The following is a 17,802-nucleotide window of genomic DNA, read 5'->3' as shown; positions in this document are numbered from 1 at the left end:
CCGCCGCCGGAGCCCTCGTGCTCGCCGGCTGCACCAGCGGCAGCGCGTCGCCCGACGGCGGCACGGCCACGCCCGACGACTCCACGCCCCCGACGGGCGGCGTGTTCCCCGCGTCGCAGGTCGACCCGCTGGTCGAGGCCCTGCCGCAGGAGTCGGTCGGCGACGTGCCCACGATGCGCCTCGCCGACGGCCTCGTGCCCCCGACGAACAAGTGGTTCTCCGGCCTCGTCTTCGGCGACGCCCCCATGCCGGTCTTCCCGTACCCGATCTCGTTCCAGCTGACCGACGACGGCGTCGCCGCCGGCATGCCGCAGCCGGTCACCTCGCCCACGGCGATCGTCGGGCCGGCCCTGCCGGACGTGACGCTCGACCTCGGCGCGACCGAGTCCGTCGTCAGCGCGTACGACGAGGTCTCCGTCACGGTCGAGCACCGCGACGGCGACGCCGTGCTCGGCCACACCGTGGTCGCGCAGGGCTCGCCGACCGTGTCGTACACGGCGGCCTCGGCCCAGACCGACACCCTCGGCGCGGCCGTGACGGCCGCCGGCGACGGCCGCGGCACGATCGAGGTCGGCGACTCCACCTGGGGCGTCGTCGTCGACGGCGGCACGCTCGACGGCACCAGCGTCGATCTCGACGAGGGCGGCAGCGTCGTGCTCGTCGCGATCCCCGCCGGCGCGTCGTCGGAGCAGGTCTCGACCGTGCTCGACGCGGCCGCCTCGCCGCTGGCCGGCGTCGCGACGTCGTGGTCGTCCTCCGGCGAGGGCGACGACGCGGTCACGACCACCGAGCTCGCCTACGCCACGGCCGCGGGCGGCGACACGCTCGTCGTCGCGGCGCCCCACCAGGGGCAGACCGCGAAGGTCTCCGGCTGCACCGACACCGGCCTCCGCTACGAGACCGTCTACGGCACCGTGCCCCTGGCGGTCGGCAGCTCGCTGACCTTCGACGCGCCGACCACGGCGCCCGCCGCGAGCCTCGACCTCGGCAGCCTGACCGACGAGCAGAAGACCGCCGTCGGCGAGCAGCTGACGAAGGACGTCGCGGCCCTGCCCACCTTCGCGGCCGACACCTACTTCGGCGGCAAGTCGCTCTACCGGGCCTCGATGCTCTGGCAGCTCGCCGTGCAGCTCGGCGACGACGAGTCGGCGGCCACGCTCAAGGAGACCATCGTCGACGAGCTCGACCTGTGGACGGACCCGGCCGGCTGCGAGACCCGCGACCAGGAGTGCTTCGTCTACGACCCCGCGGTGAAGGGCGTCGTCGGCAAGGCCGTGTCGTTCGGCTCCGAGGAGTTCAACGACCACTACTTCCACTACGGCTACTTCCTCTACGCGGCCGGCGTCATGGCCGCCGACGACCCCGAGCTCGCCGAGCGCTGGCAGCCCGTGATGGACCTGCTCGCCGCCGACATCGCCTCCGGCGCGCAGAACGGCTCGTTCCCCGACCGCCGCGCGTTCGACCCCTACTGGTCGCACAGCTGGGCGAGCGGCTACTCGCCCTTCGCCGACGGCAACAACCAGGAGTCGTCGTCCGAGGCCGTCACGGCCTACTCGGGCCTCGCCCTCTGGGCCGCCGCGAGCGGCGACGCCGCCCTGGGCGACGAGGCGTCGTGGATGCTCAGCGCCGAGACGCAGTCGGCCCTGGCCTACTACGTCGCGCCCGACCTCTCCGACCCGGTCTTCGAGGGCTTCGACCACGAGGTCGTCTCGCTCAACTGGGGCGGCAAGCGCGACTACGCCACCTGGTTCTCGGCCGAGCCCTCGGCCATCGCCGGCATCCAGCTGATCCCCCTGTCGCCGACCTCGATCGGCTACCTGGGGTCGGAGCCCGCGGGAGGCGCGGAGAAGGTCGACGCGCTGGTCGCGGAGGCGGCCCCCGACGGCTTCGCCGGCGCCCTCGGCGACTACGTCCTGATGTACTCGGCGCTGGCCGGGCCCGACGCGGCCGCCTCGGCGCTGACCACGCTCGAGGCCCTGCCCGACACGGCGATCGACAACGGCAACTCGCGGTCGTACGCCATGGCGTACATCCTGGCTGCCGGGGCGGCCTCGGCGGGCTGACCCGCGCCTCCCCCCGTCCGCCCGGTCAGCCGACCAGGCGGACGGGGTCGCCGAAGCGGCGGACGGTGCCGTCGCGGCCGATGCCCACCAGCACCCCGCCCCAGAACTGCAGGTCGTCGACGCCGAGCTCGTCGGGCTCCGCGCGCCAGAGCCGCCGGCCGTCGCTGAGGTCGAACGCGGTCACCGAGCGGCCCACGAGGTCGCCGGTGTTCGCGTAGCGCAGCAGCGAGAAGGCGTAGCCGACCGACTCCGACGCGCGCTCCATGGTCGACTCGTTCGGCACGGCCGCCTCGAGCAGCTGCTCGCCCGTGGCGTCGTCGATCATCGCCACGACCCGGTCTCCGTCGTCGTCGCCGGACGGCGCCCGGACGAACGTCCGCACGAAGGCGTCGCGCCCGCTCTGGCCGACCGGCGGCTCGAGCACGATCGGCACGCCCCGGTCGTCGTCGTCGCGCGGCACGCTCCAGCGCTCGTCGCCGGTCAGGCGGTCGACGCACGACAGCGCGTCCCGCCCCGAGAAGACGACGCACCCGCCCGAGAGCACGGGCGTGCGGTCGGCGTCGTGCCGGCGGCGCCAGAGCTCGGTGCCGTCGAGGTCGTAGACCACGAGCTCGGCCGTGTCGACGCGCCCGTCCGAGCCGGGGGAGTCGACGGCGAGCAGCTCGCCCCGCCGCACGGGCGTCACGGGGGTGCGCCAGCGGTCGCCCCACGCGCTCGTCTCGCCGCTCGCGGCGTCGACCCGCACGGCCGCTCCGCGGGCGAAGACGAGCACGGCGTCGTCGAGCAGCACGACGTCCTCCTGGTCGGAGGTCGACCCCGACCAGGTCGGCGCGTCGAGGTCGTCGCGCGCGAAGAGCTCGAGCCGGCTGCGCGAGTCGCCGTCGACGAACGACGTGCCCCGGTCGCCCCTCCGGTCGGGGTCGGTGCGGACGAGCACCCAGTCGTCGTTCGCGTCGACGACGCGGCGCAGCCCGGCGTCGGTCGCCTGCACCTCGAGCAGCTCCCCGGTGCCGAGGTCGACGCGGGCGAAGCCGGACTCCGAGACGCCGAAGCCCCCGAACGCGCCGGTGCTGAGCAGCAGGTCGCCGCGCCGGGTGCTGGGCCAGACCTGCAGGGCCCCGCCGCCGCCTCCCACCGCGTCCGAGTCGAGCGACCAGCGCACGGTGCCCGTGCCGGGGTCGAGCCGTGCGACGCGCTCCCCGAGGCCGTCGCGGTCGTCGCAGACGCCGAGCACGGTGGTCAGCTGCGTGCTCGTGGCGACGAGCAGGTCGGGCGACCCGCCGCCGACCCGGCCGATGACGGTGTAGTCGAGGCAGGCCGTGTCGACCCCCTCGACGCCCAGCCGGTCGGGCGTCAGCACCCAGCCCTCGGGCGACGGCAGCCGGCGCAGCTCGTCGACGACGACGCCGCCGAGCGGCCGCCCGACGGGGTAGCGCGGCTGCGTGACGACCCCGGCCGTGACGACGAGCGTCGTCGCGAGGAGGGTCGCGCCGGCCGCGAGCAGCAGGCGACGGCCCCGGGAGGCGCGGTGCGGGCCCCGCAGGAGGCGCGGCCACCGCCGCCCGGTCGCGTCACGGTCGGCGGGGCGGGCGGCGCCGGTCGGGCGGGCGTCGTCGGGGGCCGGGTCGGCGGAGGCGAGCGGCTCGGCACGGCGGGCGTCGTCGGCGCCGGCCGACCAGGGGTCGTCGCCGCGGGACGGGCGGGGCGGGCGCCACGGAGCCTCGGTCACCTGGCCCTCCGTCCTCGGGGTCGCGCACCGCGCCTCCTCGTGCAGCGCCATCGTACGAGCCCACCGGTCGCCCGGGCCGCGGCCGGTAGGCTGGCAGCCCGCCGCCCCCGAACGGAGCAGTCCCATCGAAGCCCTCGTCGTCACGATCCTGGCCGTCGCCGCGGTCGTCCTGATCGTGCTCCAGGTCGTCTACCGCCGCCGCGTGATGCGCCGCCGCGAGGCCCAGGGGCAGGCCGCCGTGGGCCGCGGCACGTATGTGCTCTTCGCGGTGATGGCCGCGTTCTTCCTGTTCGCGGTGTTCGTCTTCCCGATGCTGGTGCGCTGAGCGCTCGCGCCGGCGGGGTCAGTCGGGCAGGCGCACGTCGTCGGCCAGGCCCCGGGCGACGCCGTCGTCGACGGTCACGAGGGTGCGGCGCCAGAACGGCGACAGCGAGCCGGTCGTGCCGATCTCGTGCGTCCAGAGGGTCCGGCCGTCGGCGAGGTCGAAGGCCGTGACCGCGGGCGGGGAGTCGGAGCTCCACCAGCTGCGCAGGGCGTAGCCGGTCGTCCGCGAGGCCGCGACCACCACCGACGCCGAGGGCAGCGTCAGGTCGAGGCGGGTCTCGCCCGTGGCCGGGTCGACGATCCACACGGGGTCGGTCTCGCCCTCCGACGACTCCTCGATCTGGCCGGGTGCCGTCGAGACGACCACCGACTCCTCGGGCGTGCCCGACCCGGGCAGCACCCAGCCGTTCACCGTCAGGCCGGAGCTGCCGGGCGAGCCCGCGTCGTCCGTCCCGAGCTCGCGGCTCCACCGCGCGCGGCCGGTGTCGGGGTCGACGCAGGTCACGGTGCCCGAGTCGTCCGAGACGACGAGGCAGCCGGCGCTGAGCCGGGTCCAGGTGCCGGGCGGCAGGTCGCGCGACCAGACCGGGCCCTCGACGGGGTCGACCAGCGAGACGACCGAGTCGCCCGCCGACGAGACCTGCCGCCCGAGCACCAGCCGGTCGCCCCAGGCCTCGACGCTGCCGAGGTCGCGGGCCTCGCCGGGCAGCGGCTGCACCTGGCCCGTGCCCACGTCGACGGTCGACCAGACGGCGTCGGCGACCGCCTCCTCCGCGTCGACGGCGTAGGCGGCGGGGTCGACGAGCTGCGCCACGAGCGTGCCGCCGAGCAGCCAGGCCTGCGTGGCGCTCACGCCGAGCCCCGTCCAGACCGGGCGCGTCAAGTCGTCGGCGGCGAAGAGCGTGAGCCGGTCGGCGTCGCCCGGGCCGAGCTCGAGGCCCCCGCCCGGGTCGTAGCGGTCGAGGTCGGTGGCCGACGTGAGCACGGCGTCGCCCTCGACCTGGAGCGCCTCGAGCAGGGTGCCGGGGGCGAGCCCGGCGGCGGCGTCGTCGAGCCGCTCGACGACGTGGCCGTCGGTCGTGTCGACGCGGGCGACCGTGCCGGAGGTGCGCCCCCAGACGCCGTCGGCCGAGACGAGGGCCGTCTCGCCGTCGGCGGCGGCCGCGACGCGGGCGCCCGTGACGGCCAGCCCGAGCTCGGCGCCGAGGTCGAGCCCCCAGCGCAGCTCGCCGGTGCGGGTGTCGAGCCGCACCAGGCGGCCGCCGGTGCCGCCGCAGGGCGAGCCGTCGCCGTAGCCCTGGGAGCGCGTGCCGACCACGACGTCGTCGGTGCCAACGTCGGCGACCACCTCGAGCGAGGTGCACTGGTCGGAGAGGTCGAGGTCGAAGGCGGCGCCGAGGTCGGTGCGCCAGAGGCCGTCGGTGGGCGGGCCGCGCAGCTCGTCGACGGCGGCCCCGGGAGCGGCGAGGGGCGCCCAGCTCGGGCGGGCGAGCACGCCGCCCGTCGTCACGAGCACGGTCGCGGCGACGAGGGCGACGCCGGCCAGGGCGAGGCGGCGGCCGCGTCCCTGGCGGGCCCAGCCGGCGCGGGCGGCGTCGGCGACGGACGCCGCGGAGGTGGCGAGGCGGGACGGGGGCGGGGGAGGCGACGTGCCGGCGGCGGGGGCGGCGGCCGCATCGGCGTCGGCGTCGGCGTGCGGCTCGGGGCCGACGGTGCGGGCGCGGGCGTCTGCGGGGGCGGGCCCGCCGCCCTGGCCGACCCGCGACTCCCACGCGACGTCGGGGCGCGGCGGCGGGGTCGGCTGCCAGGCCCCGCGTTCGTCGTCGTCCACCCGGCCATCGTAGGAGTCGCGGTGCAGCCCGCACCACGGCGCCGACCCAGCCCGGCCGCCCCGTCGTCACGGGGCCCGTCTGCTGGGTAGCATGGCGGGTCGCTCCGGCCGGGGCGGCGCAGGTCGAGCGAGGAGACGACATGACCGCACCCACCCACGGCCCCGGGTCGCGCAGCCTCTGGCGCACGAAGTCGGTCGAGGCCTCGATCCAGGACTCGCTCGAGGGCGAGAGCAAGCTCAAGCGCTCGCTCGGCGTCACCGACCTGACCCTGATGGGCATCGCGGTCGCCGTCGGTGCCGGCATCTTCTCGGTCGGCGCGAACGCCGCCGCGAACTTCGCCGGGCCGGGCGTCATCATCTCGTTCATCCTCGCCGCCGTCACCTGCGGCCTGGCGATCATGTGCTACGCCGAGTTCGCCTCCACCATCCCCGTCGCGGGCAGCGCGTACACCTTCACCTACGCGACCATGGGCGAGTTCCTCGCCTGGATCATCGGGTGGGACCTCATCCTCGAGACGCTCACCGGCGCCGCCGTGCTCGCCAAGTACTGGGGCATCTACCTCAGCACGGTGTTCGAGCAGTTCGGCGTGCCGCTGCCCGACACGATCGCCCTCGGGCCGGTCGACCTCAGCTGGGGCCCCTTCCTCATCGTCGCCGTCTTCACGGTGCTGCTCGTGCTCGGCACGCAGCTCAGCTCGCGCGTCGGCGGCGTCTTCACGGTGATCAAGGTCGGCATCGTGCTGTTCGTGATCGTCGTCGGGTTCTTCTTCGTCAAGGCCTCGAACTACACGCCGTTCGTGCCGGCCTCGCAGCCCCGCACGGGTGAGGGCAGCACCGACGCGTGGACGCAGTCGCTGTTCTCCTTCCTCAGCGGCGCGGCCCCCGCGCAGTACGGCGTCTTCGGCCTGCTGGCCGGCGCCTCGCTCGTCTTCTTCGCCTTCATCGGGTTCGACATCGTCGCGACGAGCGCCGAGGAGGTCAAGGACCCGCAGAAGACCCTGCCCCGCGGCATCTTCCTCGGCCTCGGCATCGTGACGCTGCTCTACGTCCTCGTCGCGATCGTGCTGACCGGCATGGTGTCGTACCGCGACCTCGCCGCCAGCGAGACCCCGAACCTCGCGACGGCGTTCGAGCTGGTCGGCGTCGACTGGGCCGCCAAGGTCATCGCGGTCGGCGCCCTGATCGGCCTGACCACGGTCATCATGGTGCTGCTGCTCGGCCTCGCCCGGATCGTCTTCTCGATGAGCCGCGACGGCCTGCTGCCCCGCGGCCTCGCCAAGACCTCGGCCAAGCGCGGCACGCCCGTGCGCGTGCAGGTGCTGGCCGGCGTCGTCGTCGCGCTGATCGCCGGTCTCACCGACGTCGGCGTGCTCGAGGAGATGATCAACATCGGCACCCTCTCGGCGTTCGTGCTGGTGAGCATCGGCGTGATCGTGCTGCGCCGCCAGCGCCCCGACCTGCCGCGCGCCTTCCGCGTGCCGTGGTCGCCGGTGCTGCCGATCCTCTCGGCCGCGCTCTGCGTGTGGCTCATGCTCAACCTCACGACGCTCACCTGGGCGCGCTTCGCGGTCTGGCTCGTGATCGGCGTCGTCGTGTACTTCGCCTACGGCCGTCGCCACTCGCGCGTGGGGCGCGGAGAGCAGTAGCGGGCCCGCCCTAGGCTGACCGCATGACGACACCCGAGGGGCCCCCGGCAGCACGGCAGCACGCCGTCGCCGTGGGGCCCCTCGGCCTGCGTGCGGTCGACGCGCTCGTCGCGGGCGACCTGGCCCTCGCGTCGGTGGCGATCGGCGTCGACCTGCCGGCGGCCTTCCTCGACGACGGGTGGCTCTGGGCGATCCGCCTCGAGCAGATCCTCGCCGACGAGCGCGACGAGCCCTGGGTCGCCTGGGTCGCCACCCGTGACGGGCAGGTCGTGGGCCACACCGGCTTCCACGGCCGACCCGACGCCGACGGGGAGGTCGAGGTGTCGTACACGGTGCTGCCCGAGCTGCGCGGCCGGGGCGTCGGGGCACAGGTGCTGGAGGCGGTGCTCGCGTTCTGCGACGCCGCTCCCGCCGTGCGGTCGGTGCGCGCGAGCGTCAGCCCCGACAACGCGCCCTCGCTGGCCCTGGCGCGGTCGCACGGCTTCGTGCTGGTGGGCGAGCAGGTCGACGAGGTGGACGGGCTGGAGCTGGTGCTCCGCCGGGAGCCGCTGCGCGCCTCCTGAACTCCACCCGGCATGGAGGTGCCCCGTCCCGGGCCCCCGAGCGGAGGCAGGACCCAGGACGGGGCACCGCGATGACGGGGGCGCCCCCGCGCTACGGCAGCAGGTCGAGCGCGGCGACGACCTCGTCGACCTCGGTGCGGGTCGTGTAGTCGACGTGCACGTCGGCGAACACGACGCGGCCGTCGCCGTCGACCACGAGCACCGTGGGGAAGGGGATGTCGCCCGTCGAGTCGGCGTTGCTGTCGGCGACGTCGAAGCCCAGCTGCGTGTGGGCGGCACGGGCCTCGGCGGTCGGCTCGGTGACGATGCCCAGGGCGCGGCTGAGCACGTTGCCCGGGTCGGAGAGCACGGGGAAGTCGAGGCTGCCGTTGCTCGTCGCGAGCTCGGAGCCCTCGGGCGTCTGCGGGCTGATCGCGACGAGGCCGACGCCGCGGTCACGGAGGGTCGGCAGCAGCTGCTCCTGGTAGGTCTTGAGCGTGAGGTTGCAGTACGGGCACCAGGCACCGCGGTAGAAGACGAGCACCGCGGGGCCCTCGCCGACGACGGTCGCGAGCGACACCTCGGCGCCCTCGGGCGTGAGCAGCGTCGCGTCGACCAGCTGGTCGCCGACGCCGACGGCGTCGTCCGGGCGGCCGGCGGCGGTGAGGGCCTGCTGCTCGGCGTCGAAGACGGCCGAGAGCTCGGGGCCGATCTGCGCGGTGAAGCCCTCGTTGAAGGTGCTGACCTGCTCGGCGATGGACGATGACGTCATGACGACCTCCTGGCGGGTCCGCGTCGGGTGCGGACCGGGTGCTGCCGACTGTACGGTCGCCTCCTCGGCGTGACCCGCGTGAGCGTCACGGTTCGTCACGAAGGCGGGGGAGTCGCGGGTCGGCGGTGCCGAGGAGTCGCAGGTCGGCAGGCCCGCGCGCGCGCCACGACGGCGTCAGCTCAGGTCTGGCAGCGCGGGCACCAGTAGGTGTCGCGCAGCTCGAGCTCGGACTCGCCGAGCTCGCCGCGGAGGATCTTCGTGCCGCAGCGGAGGCAGGGCTTCCCGGCCCGGCCATAGACCCAGTCGGTCGTGCCGCGGAGCGTCCCGGTCGTGGTGCGCTCGACCCTGTCCTTGTTGGCGACGATGAGGCGGTGGGCCAGGTCGATCATCTTCGCGCGGTTCGCCACCTCGCCCACGGGCCGGGTGGGCAGCACCCCGCGGAGGAAGCAGATCTCGGCCCGGTACACGTTGCCGACGCCGGCGAGCACCCGCTGGTCGAGCAGCGCGAGGCCCACCTCGCGGGCCGGGTCGGCCTCGAGGTTCGCCAGGGCCCGCCCGGCGTCCCAGTCGGGGCCGAGCAGGTCGGGGCCGAGGTACGCCGTGACGCTGTCCTCCGGGTCGCGCTCGACGAGCTCGACGACGCCGAGGTCGAACCCGACGGTCACCCACTCCTCGGTCTCGAGCACGACGCGCGCCTGGTGCGCGGGGCGACGCCAGCGGGTGCCCCGGCGGTAGATGTGCCAGGAGCCCTCCATCTTGAGGTGCGTGTGCAGGGTCAGGCCGCCGATGTGGTGCAGCAGGTGCTTGCCGCGGCTGATCACGTCGTCGACGACCTCGCCGCTGAGGTCGACCGTGGCGAACGCGGGCACCCGGAAGTCGCTCGCCGTGAGCGTCTGGCCGTGCAGCACCGCGTCGAGGTTCTTCGCGGCGCGGTAGACGGTGTCTCCCTCGGGCATCGGTGCCCTCTACGACCTGAGCCGGACGCCGCTGGGCGTCGGGGCGAACCCCGCGTCGCGCAGGGCGTCGCCGAACGGGGTGCCGAGCACGAACTCGCCGTCGACGCGCTCGACCGCGAGCTTGCCGAGCCGTGACCGCACGACCGAGGCGAGCGAGCCCGCCGCGAGGGCCAGCTCTCGGTCGTCGGGCTCGCCGAAGGTGAGGATCGTCTTGCCCCCGCGCTCGACGTAGATCGTGAGACGGCCGTCGACCAGCACGACCAGCGACCCGGCCTTGCGCCCGGGCCGGTGGCCGGCCTTCTTCTTGCCGGCGGGGGCCGACGCTGCGGAGGCGGTGGTCGCGCCGCCGGCACCGGCACCGCCCGTCGCGGTCGCCGAGCTCGTCATGGTCGCCGCGCTCGCCGTGGCGTCGGCCGTGCCGCCACCGGCCGTGGCCGCACCGCCGGACGACCCCGCCCGGCCGCCGGGGGTCGGGTCGAGCACGCCCTCGGGCGCCTGCCCCGGCCAGGGCAGCGCGGCGCCGTACGGGTTCGCGGGGTCGGTCGCCGCGAGCGTGACGACGGGGATCTCGCGCCCGCGCCCCGCGGCGGCGAGGGCGTCGTCGTCGCGGCGGTCGGTCTCGTCGCGCACGAACGAGCGCAGCCGGTCGACGGTCGGGCCGGTGGCGAACTGCGCCGCGCCGAGCCCCTCGACGAAGTAGCCGCGCCGTGCCCGGCCTGACTCCTCGAAGCCGCTCAGCACCTTGTAGACCGTCGAGAACCCGCCGCGCACGCCCTCGTTGGCGACCGCGCCGCGCGTGACGACGCCGTGCCGCTCGAGCAGGATCTCGGCCATCGCGGCGGCGCGCACCGTCGCGTCGGGCTCGGCGAGCGGCAGCAGCGACCAGCGCCCGCCGACCGTCGGCGGCCCCGCCTGCCGGGGCATCGTGACGCGCCCGCGGCTCCGGTACGACGAGCGCGAGCGGGTCGGCGTGCGCGGCCGGGGCGCCTTGCCGCCGACCTGGGTGCGGAGCGGGGCGAAGGTGTCGTTCGTGATCTGCCCGGCCCAGACGAGATCCCAGATGGCGGTGACCAGGGCGTCGTCGTCGGTGCTGCCCACCGCGTCGGAGAGCTGGCGGAAGAAGTAGGCACCGCCGCCGGCCAGCGCGGCGAGCACCTCGCGCTGCAGCTCGTCGGTGTCGGTACCGAGCGGCTCGGGCAGGGTGACCTGGGCGCCGTCGGCGAGGTGCAGGCTGACCCAGCCGTCGTTGCCGGCCAGGCTGCCGGAGCCCGACCAGATGACCTCGCCCGTCGCGGTCAGCTCGTCGAGCATGCCGCTGGAGTAGTCCGTGACGCGGGCGGGCAGGATGAGCGACTCCCACGCGGAGGCCGGCAACGCCACCCCGCTGAGCTGGTCGATGACCTGGACGACGCCGTCGAGCCCCCGCAGGCCGCTGCCCTTGGTGCCCGTGGCGACGTGCTGCCAGGCGGGCAGGAAGCGCCCGAGCGTGTCGGGAGCGACGGGCTCGACCTCGTGGCGGAGCGCCGCGAGCGAGCGGCTGCGCAGGCGGCGCAGCACCTCGGCGTCGCACCACTCGCTGCCCTGGTGCTTCGGCCGGAACTCGCCCTCGACGACGCGTCGCTGCACGCCGAGCCGGCGCAGGGTCTCGAGCACGACGGCGGTGCCGAGGCCGAGCCGCTCGGCGACGGCGAGCGGCGTGAACGGAGCGTGGGTGCGGGCGAACCGGCCGACGAGGTCGCCGAGCGGGTCGTCGACGGGCTCGACGAACGCGGTCGGCACGCCGATGGGCAGGGCCACCCCCAGGGCGTCGCGGAGGCGCGAGGCGTCCTCGATGCCGGCCCAGCGCTCGACGCCGGCGTGCGTGAACCGCAGCACGCGGTTCGACCGCGCGAGGTCGGTCAGCGCGGCCTCGAGCTTGCCGCGAGCCTCGTCGTCGGGCTCCGCCGCCGCCGACCCCGCGGTCTCGGCCAGCCAGCTGCGCTCGACGATCTCGTCGGTGGTGAGGGGCCCGAGCAGGCGGAGCAGGTCGACGACGCCCTCGACGTCGCGGGCGCGACGGTCGGGCGCGAGCCGCTGCAGCTCGAGCTCGTGCTGGTCGATGACGTCGGCGTCGAGCAGCTCGCGGAGCTCGGCGCGGCCGAGGAGCTCCTGCAGGAGGGTGGAGTCGAGCGAGAGCGCGGCCGCCCGGCGCTCGGCGAGGGGCGAGTCGCCCTCGTACATGAACGCCGCGACGTAGCCGAAGAGGAGCGAGCGCGCGAAGGGCGACGGCACCTCGGTCTCGGTCTCGACGACGCGCACGGCGCGGGTCTCGAGCTCGCGGGTGAGGCTCATCAGGGCGGGCAGGTCGTAGACGTCTTGCAGGACCTCGCGCACCGCCTCCAGCACGATCGGGAACTGCGGGTACTTGCGCGCGACGTCGAGCAGCTGCGAGGCCCGCTGGCGCTGCTGCCAGAGGGGCGACCGACGGCCGGGGTTGTACCGGGGCAGGAGCAGGGCACGGGCCGCGCACTCGCGGAAGCGCGAGGAGAAGAGCGCCGAGCCGCCGACCTCCTCGGTGACGATGTCGTCGAGCTCGTCGGGCTCGAAGCGGAAGAGCTCGGCCCCGGGAGGCTCGGCGTCGGTGTCGGGGATGCGCACGACGATCCCGTCGTCGGCCGCCATCGCACCGCCGTCGACGCCGAGCTGGTCGCGGATGCGGGCCGACACCGCGAGGGCCCAGGGCGCGTGGACCTGCATGCCGTAGGGGGAGTGGAGGATGAGGCGCCAGTCGCCGAGCTCGTCGCGGAAGCGCTCGACGACGAGGGTCGTGTCGGTGGGCACGTGGCCCGCGACCTCGCGCTGCTCGGCGATGAAGGCGATGAGGTTCTTGGCGGCCCGCCCGTCGAGGCCGCCGGCCGCGACCCGCGCCGCGGCGTCGTCGGCCGACGAGCCCGCGAGCTCGCGGAGGTACCCGCCGATCGCGCGGCCGAGCTCGGCGGGGCGGCCGATGCCGTCGCCCTTCCAGAACGGGACGCGGCCGGGCTGGCCGTAGGCGGGGGAGACGAGCACGCGGTCGTGCGTGATGTCCTCGATGCGCCAGCTCGTCGCGCCGAGCGCGAAGACGTCGCCGACGCGCGACTCGTAGACCATCTCCTCGTCGAGCTCGCCGACGCGGGCGGCCTTCTCGCCCACCATGAAGACCCCGAAGAGGCCGCGGTCGGGGATGGTGCCGCCGCTCGTCACGGCGAGCCGCTGAGCACCGGGTCGGCCGGTCAGCGTGCCGTGCACGCGGTCCCAGACGATGCGGGGCCGCAGCTCGGCGAACTCGTCGGAGGGGTACTTGCCGCTGAGCAGGTCGAGGGTCGCGTCGTAGGCCGACCGGGGCAGGGTCGCGAAGGGGGCGCTGCGGCGCACCGTGTCGAACCACTCGTCGGCGTCGATCTCGTCGAGCGCGACCGCGGCGACGGTCTGCTGGGCGAGCACGTCGAGCGGGTTCGTCGGCACCCGGAGCTCCTCGATCAGGCCGGCGACCATGCGCTCGGCCGCGACCGCGGAGTGGATGAGGTCGGCGCGGTGCTTCGGGAACATCACGCCCCGCGAGGTCTCGCCGACCTGGTGCCCGGCCCGGCCGATGCGCTGCAGGCCGCTGGCGACCGACGGCGGCGACTCGACCTGGATGACGAGGTCGACGGCGCCCATGTCGATGCCGAGCTCGAGCGAGCTGGTGGCGACGACGCAGCGCAGGCGCCCGCTCTTCAGGTCGTCCTCGATGATGGCGCGCTGGTCTTTCGACACGCTGCCGTGGTGCGCGCGGGCGAGCAGCGGCTCGGAGCCCTGGGTCTGCCCGCTGCCGCCGATCAGCTGGGCGGGAGCGCCGCCTCCGACCGCGGGGTTCCGCGTCGGGGCAGCCGGTGCGGCCGGCGCGAAGGGGTCGACGGCCACGTCGGCCTCGTCGCCGACCGCCCCGGCGACCGCGCCCACGGCGACCAGCTCGCGACCGACCGTGGTCGACCTCGACTCGGCGACGGCCTCGTCACCGCCCGTACGTTCGAGGTAGATGTCGTTGAGGCGGGCCGTGAGGCGCTCGGCCAACCGGCGGGAGTTCGAGAAGACGATCGTCGACCGGTGGTCGAGGATCAGGTCGACGATGCCCTCCTCGACGTGCGGCCAGATCGAGCCCTGCGGGGCCGACCCGGCGGCGGAGCCCTCCAGCGGCGCGGCCGTGCCGAGCTCGGTCATGTCGTCGACCGGCACGACCACCTTGAGGTCGAAGGTCTTCTCCGACCGGGGGTTCACGATCGTCACGGGCTTGCGGCCGGAGAGGAAGCGCGCCACCTCCTCCGGCGGGCGGACCGTCGCGGAGAGCCCGATGCGCTGGGCGGGCTTCTCGAGCAGGCCGTCGAGGCGCTCGAGCGAGAGCGCGAGGTGGGCGCCGCGCTTGGTGGCGGCGACCGCGTGCACCTCGTCGACGATGACGGTGTGCACGCCCTTGAGGTTCTCGCGGGCCGCGGAGGTGAGCATCAGGTACAGCGACTCGGGGGTCGTGATGAGGATGTCGGGCGGGGTGCGCAGCAGGAGGCGGCGGTCGCCCGACGAGGTGTCGCCCGACCGCACGCCCACGGTCAGCTCGGGTGCCTCGATGCCGAGGCGTCGCGCGGTCTGGGTGATGCCGACGAGGGGCGAGCGGAGGTTTCGCTCGACGTCGACGCCGAGGGCCTTGAGGGGCGAGATGTAGAGCACCCGCGTGCGGTGCTCGCGCGCCTCGGGGGCGGGCCCGCTGGCGAGCGTGTCGATCGACCAGAGGAACGACGCGAGGGTCTTGCCCGACCCGGTCGGCGCGATCACGAGGGCGTCGTCGCCGGCGCTGATGGCCTCCCAGGCCCCGACCTGGGCGAGCGTGGGCGCCGGGAAGGCGCCGCGGAACCACTCGCGGGTCGCGGGGGAGAACTTCTCGAGCACGTCGGTCATCGTGCAGGCCATCCTGCCCTGCACCCCCGACAACCGGCCGGGCGGCCGCGGCTACGGTGGTCGCATGCCGAACCTGCTGCACCTCGACTCGTCCGCCGACCTGGGGGCCTCGCGCTCGCGGGCGATCACGGCGGCGTTCGCCGCCGCGTGGCGGTCGCTCGGCGACGACCACACCGTCACCCGCCGCGACCTGCACGCCGACCCGCTGCCGCACCTCGCCGACGCCGCGCTGCACTGGCCGCCGCGCCTGCGCCCGGCGGGCGCGTCGCCCGACCCGGCCGCGGAGGCCCTGCAGCATGAGCTCATCGCCGAGCTGGTGGCCAGCGACGTGGTGCTCGTCGGCGCTCCCCTCTACAACTACACGGTGCCGTCGACGCTCAAGGCCTGGATCGACAACGTCCACCTGCCCTCGGTCACGGCGCCGCTCGACGGCGACGACCAGCAGCCGATGGCGGGCCGCCCGGCCGTCGTCGTCACGAGCCGCGGCGGCGCCTACGACGCGGGCACGCCGACCGCCGGCTGGGACCACGCCGTGCCCGTGCTGCAGCAGGTGCTCGGCGGGGCGCTCGGCATGGCGGTCGAGGTCATCACGACCGACCTCACGCTCAGCGAGCTGCTCGCGATGCCGGCGGAGGCGCGCGAGAGGTCGGAGCGGGAGCTCGCCTCCGCCCTCACGGCCGCGGGCGACGCCGCGCGTCGTCTCGGCTGAGGTGGCGGGCCCCACGCGGTCGCGCCTCGCGCGTCGCGCCCAGGCGGCGACGGCCCGGGTGCTCGGTTTCCTGTCGGCGATCGCCGCGGTGGTCGGCCTGGTCTCGCTCGCCAAGGGCAGCGTCGGCGTGGGGGTCGTGCTGCTCTTCGCCGCCTTCGTGCTGGTCGCCGTCGCCTGGGCGATCGTGCGGGCGGCCGTGCGGCGGGCGGCGGACGGGCGCGCGACGACGAGGCGCTGAGCACGGCCGGCCGGAGGGCCTCGGCGGCCCCTCCCGACCGGCCGGGCGGACCGATGTCGGCGGCGACGCCTACGCTCGTCCCCATGCACAGTCGCACCCTGGGCCGCACCGGCCGCGAAGTCTCCGTCATCGGCCTCGGCACCTGGCAGCTCGGCGCCGACTGGGGCGACGTCTCCGAGAGCGACGCTCTCGAGGTGCTCGACGCCTCCGTCGAGTCCGGCGTCACCTTCTTCGACACCGCCGACGTCTACGGCGACGGCCGCAGCGAGCAGATCATCGGCACGTTCCGCGCCGCGAACCCCGACGTGCCGCTGACCGTGGCCACGAAGATGGGCCGCCGCGCCGACCAGGTGCCCTCGAACTACGTGCGCGAGAACTTCATCGCGTGGACGGACCGCTCGCGGCGCAACCTCGGCGTCGACACGCTCGACCTGGTCCAGCTGCACTGCCCGCCGACGGCCGTCTACTCCGACGACGCCGTCTACGACGCCCTCGACGAGCTCGTGGCGAACGGCGCGATCGCGGCCTACGGCGTCAGCGTCGAAGAGACCGCGCAGGCCCTGACCGCCACCGCCCGCCCCGGAGTCTCGACCGTCCAGATCATCCTCAACGCCTTCCGGCTCAAGCCCCTCGACGAGGTGCTGCCCGCCGCCCAGCGCGCCGGGGTCGGCATCATCGCCCGCGTGCCCCTGGCCAGCGGCCTGCTCTCGGGCAAGTACACGACCGAGACGACCTTCGCCGCGAACGACCACCGCAGCTTCAACCGCCACGGCGAGGCCTTCGACCAGGGCGAGACCTTCAGCGGCGTCGACTTCGAACAGGGCGTCGCCGCGGCGCGCGAGTTCGCCGAGTCGGTGCCCGAGGGCGTCACGGTGCCGCAGGCGGCCCTCGCCTGGATCGTCGACCAGCCCGGCGTCAGCACGGTCATCCCCGGCGCCCGCAACGTCGAGCAGGCCCGGGCCAACGCGGCCGCCGGCGACGTCGAGCTGGAGGAGGGCCTCGACTCCGAGGTCGTCCGCATCTACGACCAGTACTTCCGCGATCAGGTGCACCCCCGCTGGTGACCGCGCTGCCGAGCGGTCACCGCGCCCTCGTCGGCGGGTCCGCCGGCCGCGTCTCGTGACCGCCCGGCGGCCCGCCCGTCAGTCGTGCCGGGTGCCCGCGCCCGCCAGCACAGCGCGGTAGCCGTCGCGGTAGGTCGGGTAGGTGAACGAGAACCCGGTCGCGCGCAGCAGCGCGTTCGACAGGCGCTTGTCGCCGCCGGCCTGACGACCCCGGGGAGGCGCGGGTGCGGGGGCCTCGACGGCCAGCTCCGCGGCGAGGAAGGTCAGCACGTCGTCGAGCCGCACCGGCTCGTCGTCGGTGACGAGGTAGACCGGCCCGATCATGGCGAGCCCGGCCAGGTGGACGATGGCGGCCGCGGCGTCGTCACGGTGCACGCGGTTCGTGTGCGGCGACGTTCCCGGCTGCTCGGCGAGGGTCGCCTCGCCCCCGCGCACCTGCTCGATCAGGCGCTCCCGGCCGGGGCCGTAGATGCCCGAGAGCCGCAGCAGGGTCGCGTGCGGTGCGCGCTCCCGGAGCAGCGCCTCCGCCTCCACCAGCACCGCCGCCGTCGGGCTCGCGCCCGTCGCGGGGGTCTCCTCGGTCACGACGCTGCCGTCGTCGACGTCGTAGACGGCGGTCGACGACACCACGAGGAGTCGCGGGTCGGCCGCCGAGGCCTCGATCGCGTCGAGCACCCGGCGCAGCCCGTCGACGTAGGTCGCCCGGTACTCGTCCGGGTCGCGGCTGCCCGCGGCCAGGGCGACGACGACCACCGTGGCGTCGTCGTCGATGACGGGGGTCTCCGTGCGGAGGTCGACGGCACGGCCCTCGAGGGGCGCGGGCACGAGCTCGGCGCGGCGCCGCAGGCCCACCACCCGGTGCCCGGCGGCGGCGAACCGCAGCCCTGCCTCGGTGCCCAGGTCTCCGCAGCCGGCGATGTAGACGCTCATGCTGCGAGGCTAGCGGCGCCGGCTGGGCGTGCCGCGTGCCGCGCGTGCGGC

At 75.2% G+C, this 17,802-nt stretch carries 13 protein-coding genes; 7 read left to right on the top strand and 6 right to left on the bottom strand.

Features of this window, described 5'->3' with window-relative positions; genetic code table 11:
• Positions 1–17: 17 nt before the first annotated feature.
• A complete protein-coding gene (locus tag F1C15_RS07965; protein WP_185230477.1) occupies positions 18–2,063 on the top strand; it encodes a glycosyl hydrolase in 2,046 nt (681 codons plus the stop codon).
• A gap of 25 nt (positions 2,064–2,088) precedes the next feature.
• On the opposite strand, the gene F1C15_RS07960 is transcribed toward F1C15_RS07965, so the two are convergent.
• Entirely contained in the window at positions 2,089–3,792 is a 1,704-nt protein-coding gene (locus tag F1C15_RS07960) for a PQQ-binding-like beta-propeller repeat protein (protein ID WP_185230475.1), read from the bottom strand.
• A gap of 175 nt (positions 3,793–3,967) precedes the next feature.
• On the opposite strand from F1C15_RS07960, the gene F1C15_RS07955 reads away from it, so the two are divergent.
• Positions 3,968–4,117, top strand: coding sequence for a hypothetical protein (locus F1C15_RS07955; protein ID WP_185230473.1), 150 nt, complete (start codon positions 3,968–3,970; stop codon positions 4,115–4,117).
• 18 nt (positions 4,118–4,135) lie between these two features.
• On the opposite strand, the gene F1C15_RS07950 is transcribed toward F1C15_RS07955, so the two are convergent.
• Complete coding sequence (locus F1C15_RS07950; RefSeq protein ID WP_185230471.1) at positions 4,136–5,947, bottom strand: PQQ-binding-like beta-propeller repeat protein; 1,812 nt, start codon at positions 5,945–5,947, stop codon at positions 4,136–4,138.
• Between the two features lie 140 nt (positions 5,948–6,087).
• Between F1C15_RS07950 and F1C15_RS07945 the strand changes: the two genes are divergently transcribed.
• Positions 6,088–7,593 carry an APC family permease gene (locus F1C15_RS07945; protein WP_056057609.1) on the top strand — a complete coding sequence of 502 codons (1,506 nt, stop codon included), beginning with the start codon at positions 6,088–6,090 and terminating at the stop codon, positions 7,591–7,593.
• Positions 7,594–7,616: 23 nt separating this feature from the next.
• Positions 7,617–8,156, top strand: coding sequence for a GNAT family N-acetyltransferase (locus F1C15_RS07940; RefSeq protein WP_185230469.1), 540 nt, complete (start codon positions 7,617–7,619; stop codon positions 8,154–8,156).
• A 91-nt stretch (positions 8,157–8,247) separates the two neighbouring features.
• Here F1C15_RS07940 and F1C15_RS07935 read toward each other — a convergent pair whose 3' ends face one another.
• The 3 genes from F1C15_RS07935 to F1C15_RS07925 form a co-directional block, all read right to left on the bottom strand.
• Positions 8,248–8,907, bottom strand: a complete 660-nt coding sequence (locus tag F1C15_RS07935) for a peroxiredoxin-like family protein (protein WP_185230467.1) — start codon at positions 8,905–8,907, stop codon at positions 8,248–8,250.
• 179 nt (positions 8,908–9,086) lie between these two features.
• Entirely contained in the window at positions 9,087–9,863 is a 777-nt protein-coding gene (locus F1C15_RS07930; RefSeq protein WP_185230465.1) for an Fpg/Nei family DNA glycosylase, read from the bottom strand.
• A gap of 9 nt (positions 9,864–9,872) precedes the next feature.
• Entirely contained in the window at positions 9,873–14,810 is a 4,938-nt protein-coding gene (locus F1C15_RS07925) for a DEAD/DEAH box helicase (RefSeq protein WP_185230463.1), read from the bottom strand.
• Between the two features lie 64 nt (positions 14,811–14,874).
• Between F1C15_RS07925 and F1C15_RS07920 the strand changes: the two genes are divergently transcribed.
• The 3 genes from F1C15_RS07920 (at position 14,875) to F1C15_RS07910 (ending at position 16,821) form a co-directional block, all read left to right on the top strand.
• A complete protein-coding gene (locus tag F1C15_RS07920) occupies positions 14,875–15,519 on the top strand; it encodes an FMN-dependent NADH-azoreductase (protein WP_185230461.1) in 645 nt (214 codons plus the stop codon).
• A gap of 1 nt (position 15,520) precedes the next feature.
• On the top strand, positions 15,521–15,757 hold the full coding sequence (locus F1C15_RS07915) for a hypothetical protein (RefSeq protein ID WP_056057598.1): 237 nt from the start codon (positions 15,521–15,523) through the stop codon (positions 15,755–15,757).
• An 83-nt stretch (positions 15,758–15,840) separates the two neighbouring features.
• On the top strand, positions 15,841–16,821 hold the full coding sequence (locus F1C15_RS07910; RefSeq protein WP_185230459.1) for an aldo/keto reductase: 981 nt from the start codon (positions 15,841–15,843) through the stop codon (positions 16,819–16,821).
• Positions 16,822–16,899: 78 nt separating this feature from the next.
• On the opposite strand, the gene F1C15_RS07905 is transcribed toward F1C15_RS07910, so the two are convergent.
• A complete protein-coding gene (locus F1C15_RS07905; RefSeq protein WP_185230457.1) occupies positions 16,900–17,751 on the bottom strand; it encodes an NAD-dependent epimerase/dehydratase family protein in 852 nt (283 codons plus the stop codon).
• Positions 17,752–17,802 lie beyond the last annotated feature (51 nt).

This window comes from Frigoribacterium sp. NBH87 (assembly GCF_014217665.1).
GTDB classification, from domain to species: domain Bacteria; phylum Actinomycetota; class Actinomycetes; order Actinomycetales; family Microbacteriaceae; genus Frigoribacterium; species Frigoribacterium endophyticum.
Note: the sequence above shows the minus strand (reverse complement) of the source record. Positions and strands in the feature narration are given on the sequence as shown.

Bases quoted from the DNA above. Each gene is read 5' to 3' on its own strand.
- F1C15_RS07905 (WP_185230457.1), bottom strand. From the start codon at position 17,751: ATGAGCGTCTACATCGCCGGCTGCGGAGACCTGGGCACCGAGGCAGGG.
- F1C15_RS07935 (WP_185230467.1), bottom strand. From the start codon at position 8,907: ATGACGTCATCGTCCATCGCCGAGCAGGTCAGCACCTTCAACGAGGGC.
- F1C15_RS07920 (WP_185230461.1), top strand. From the start codon at position 14,875: ATGCCGAACCTGCTGCACCTCGACTCGTCCGCCGACCTGGGGGCCTCG.
- F1C15_RS07925 (WP_185230463.1), bottom strand. From the start codon at position 14,810: ATGACCGACGTGCTCGAGAAGTTCTCCCCCGCGACCCGCGAGTGGTTC.
- F1C15_RS07910 (WP_185230459.1), top strand. From the start codon at position 15,841: ATGCACAGTCGCACCCTGGGCCGCACCGGCCGCGAAGTCTCCGTCATC.
- F1C15_RS07940 (WP_185230469.1), top strand. From the start codon at position 7,617: ATGACGACACCCGAGGGGCCCCCGGCAGCACGGCAGCACGCCGTCGCC.
- F1C15_RS07930 (WP_185230465.1), bottom strand. From the start codon at position 9,863: ATGCCCGAGGGAGACACCGTCTACCGCGCCGCGAAGAACCTCGACGCG.
- F1C15_RS07945 (WP_056057609.1), top strand. From the start codon at position 6,088: ATGACCGCACCCACCCACGGCCCCGGGTCGCGCAGCCTCTGGCGCACG.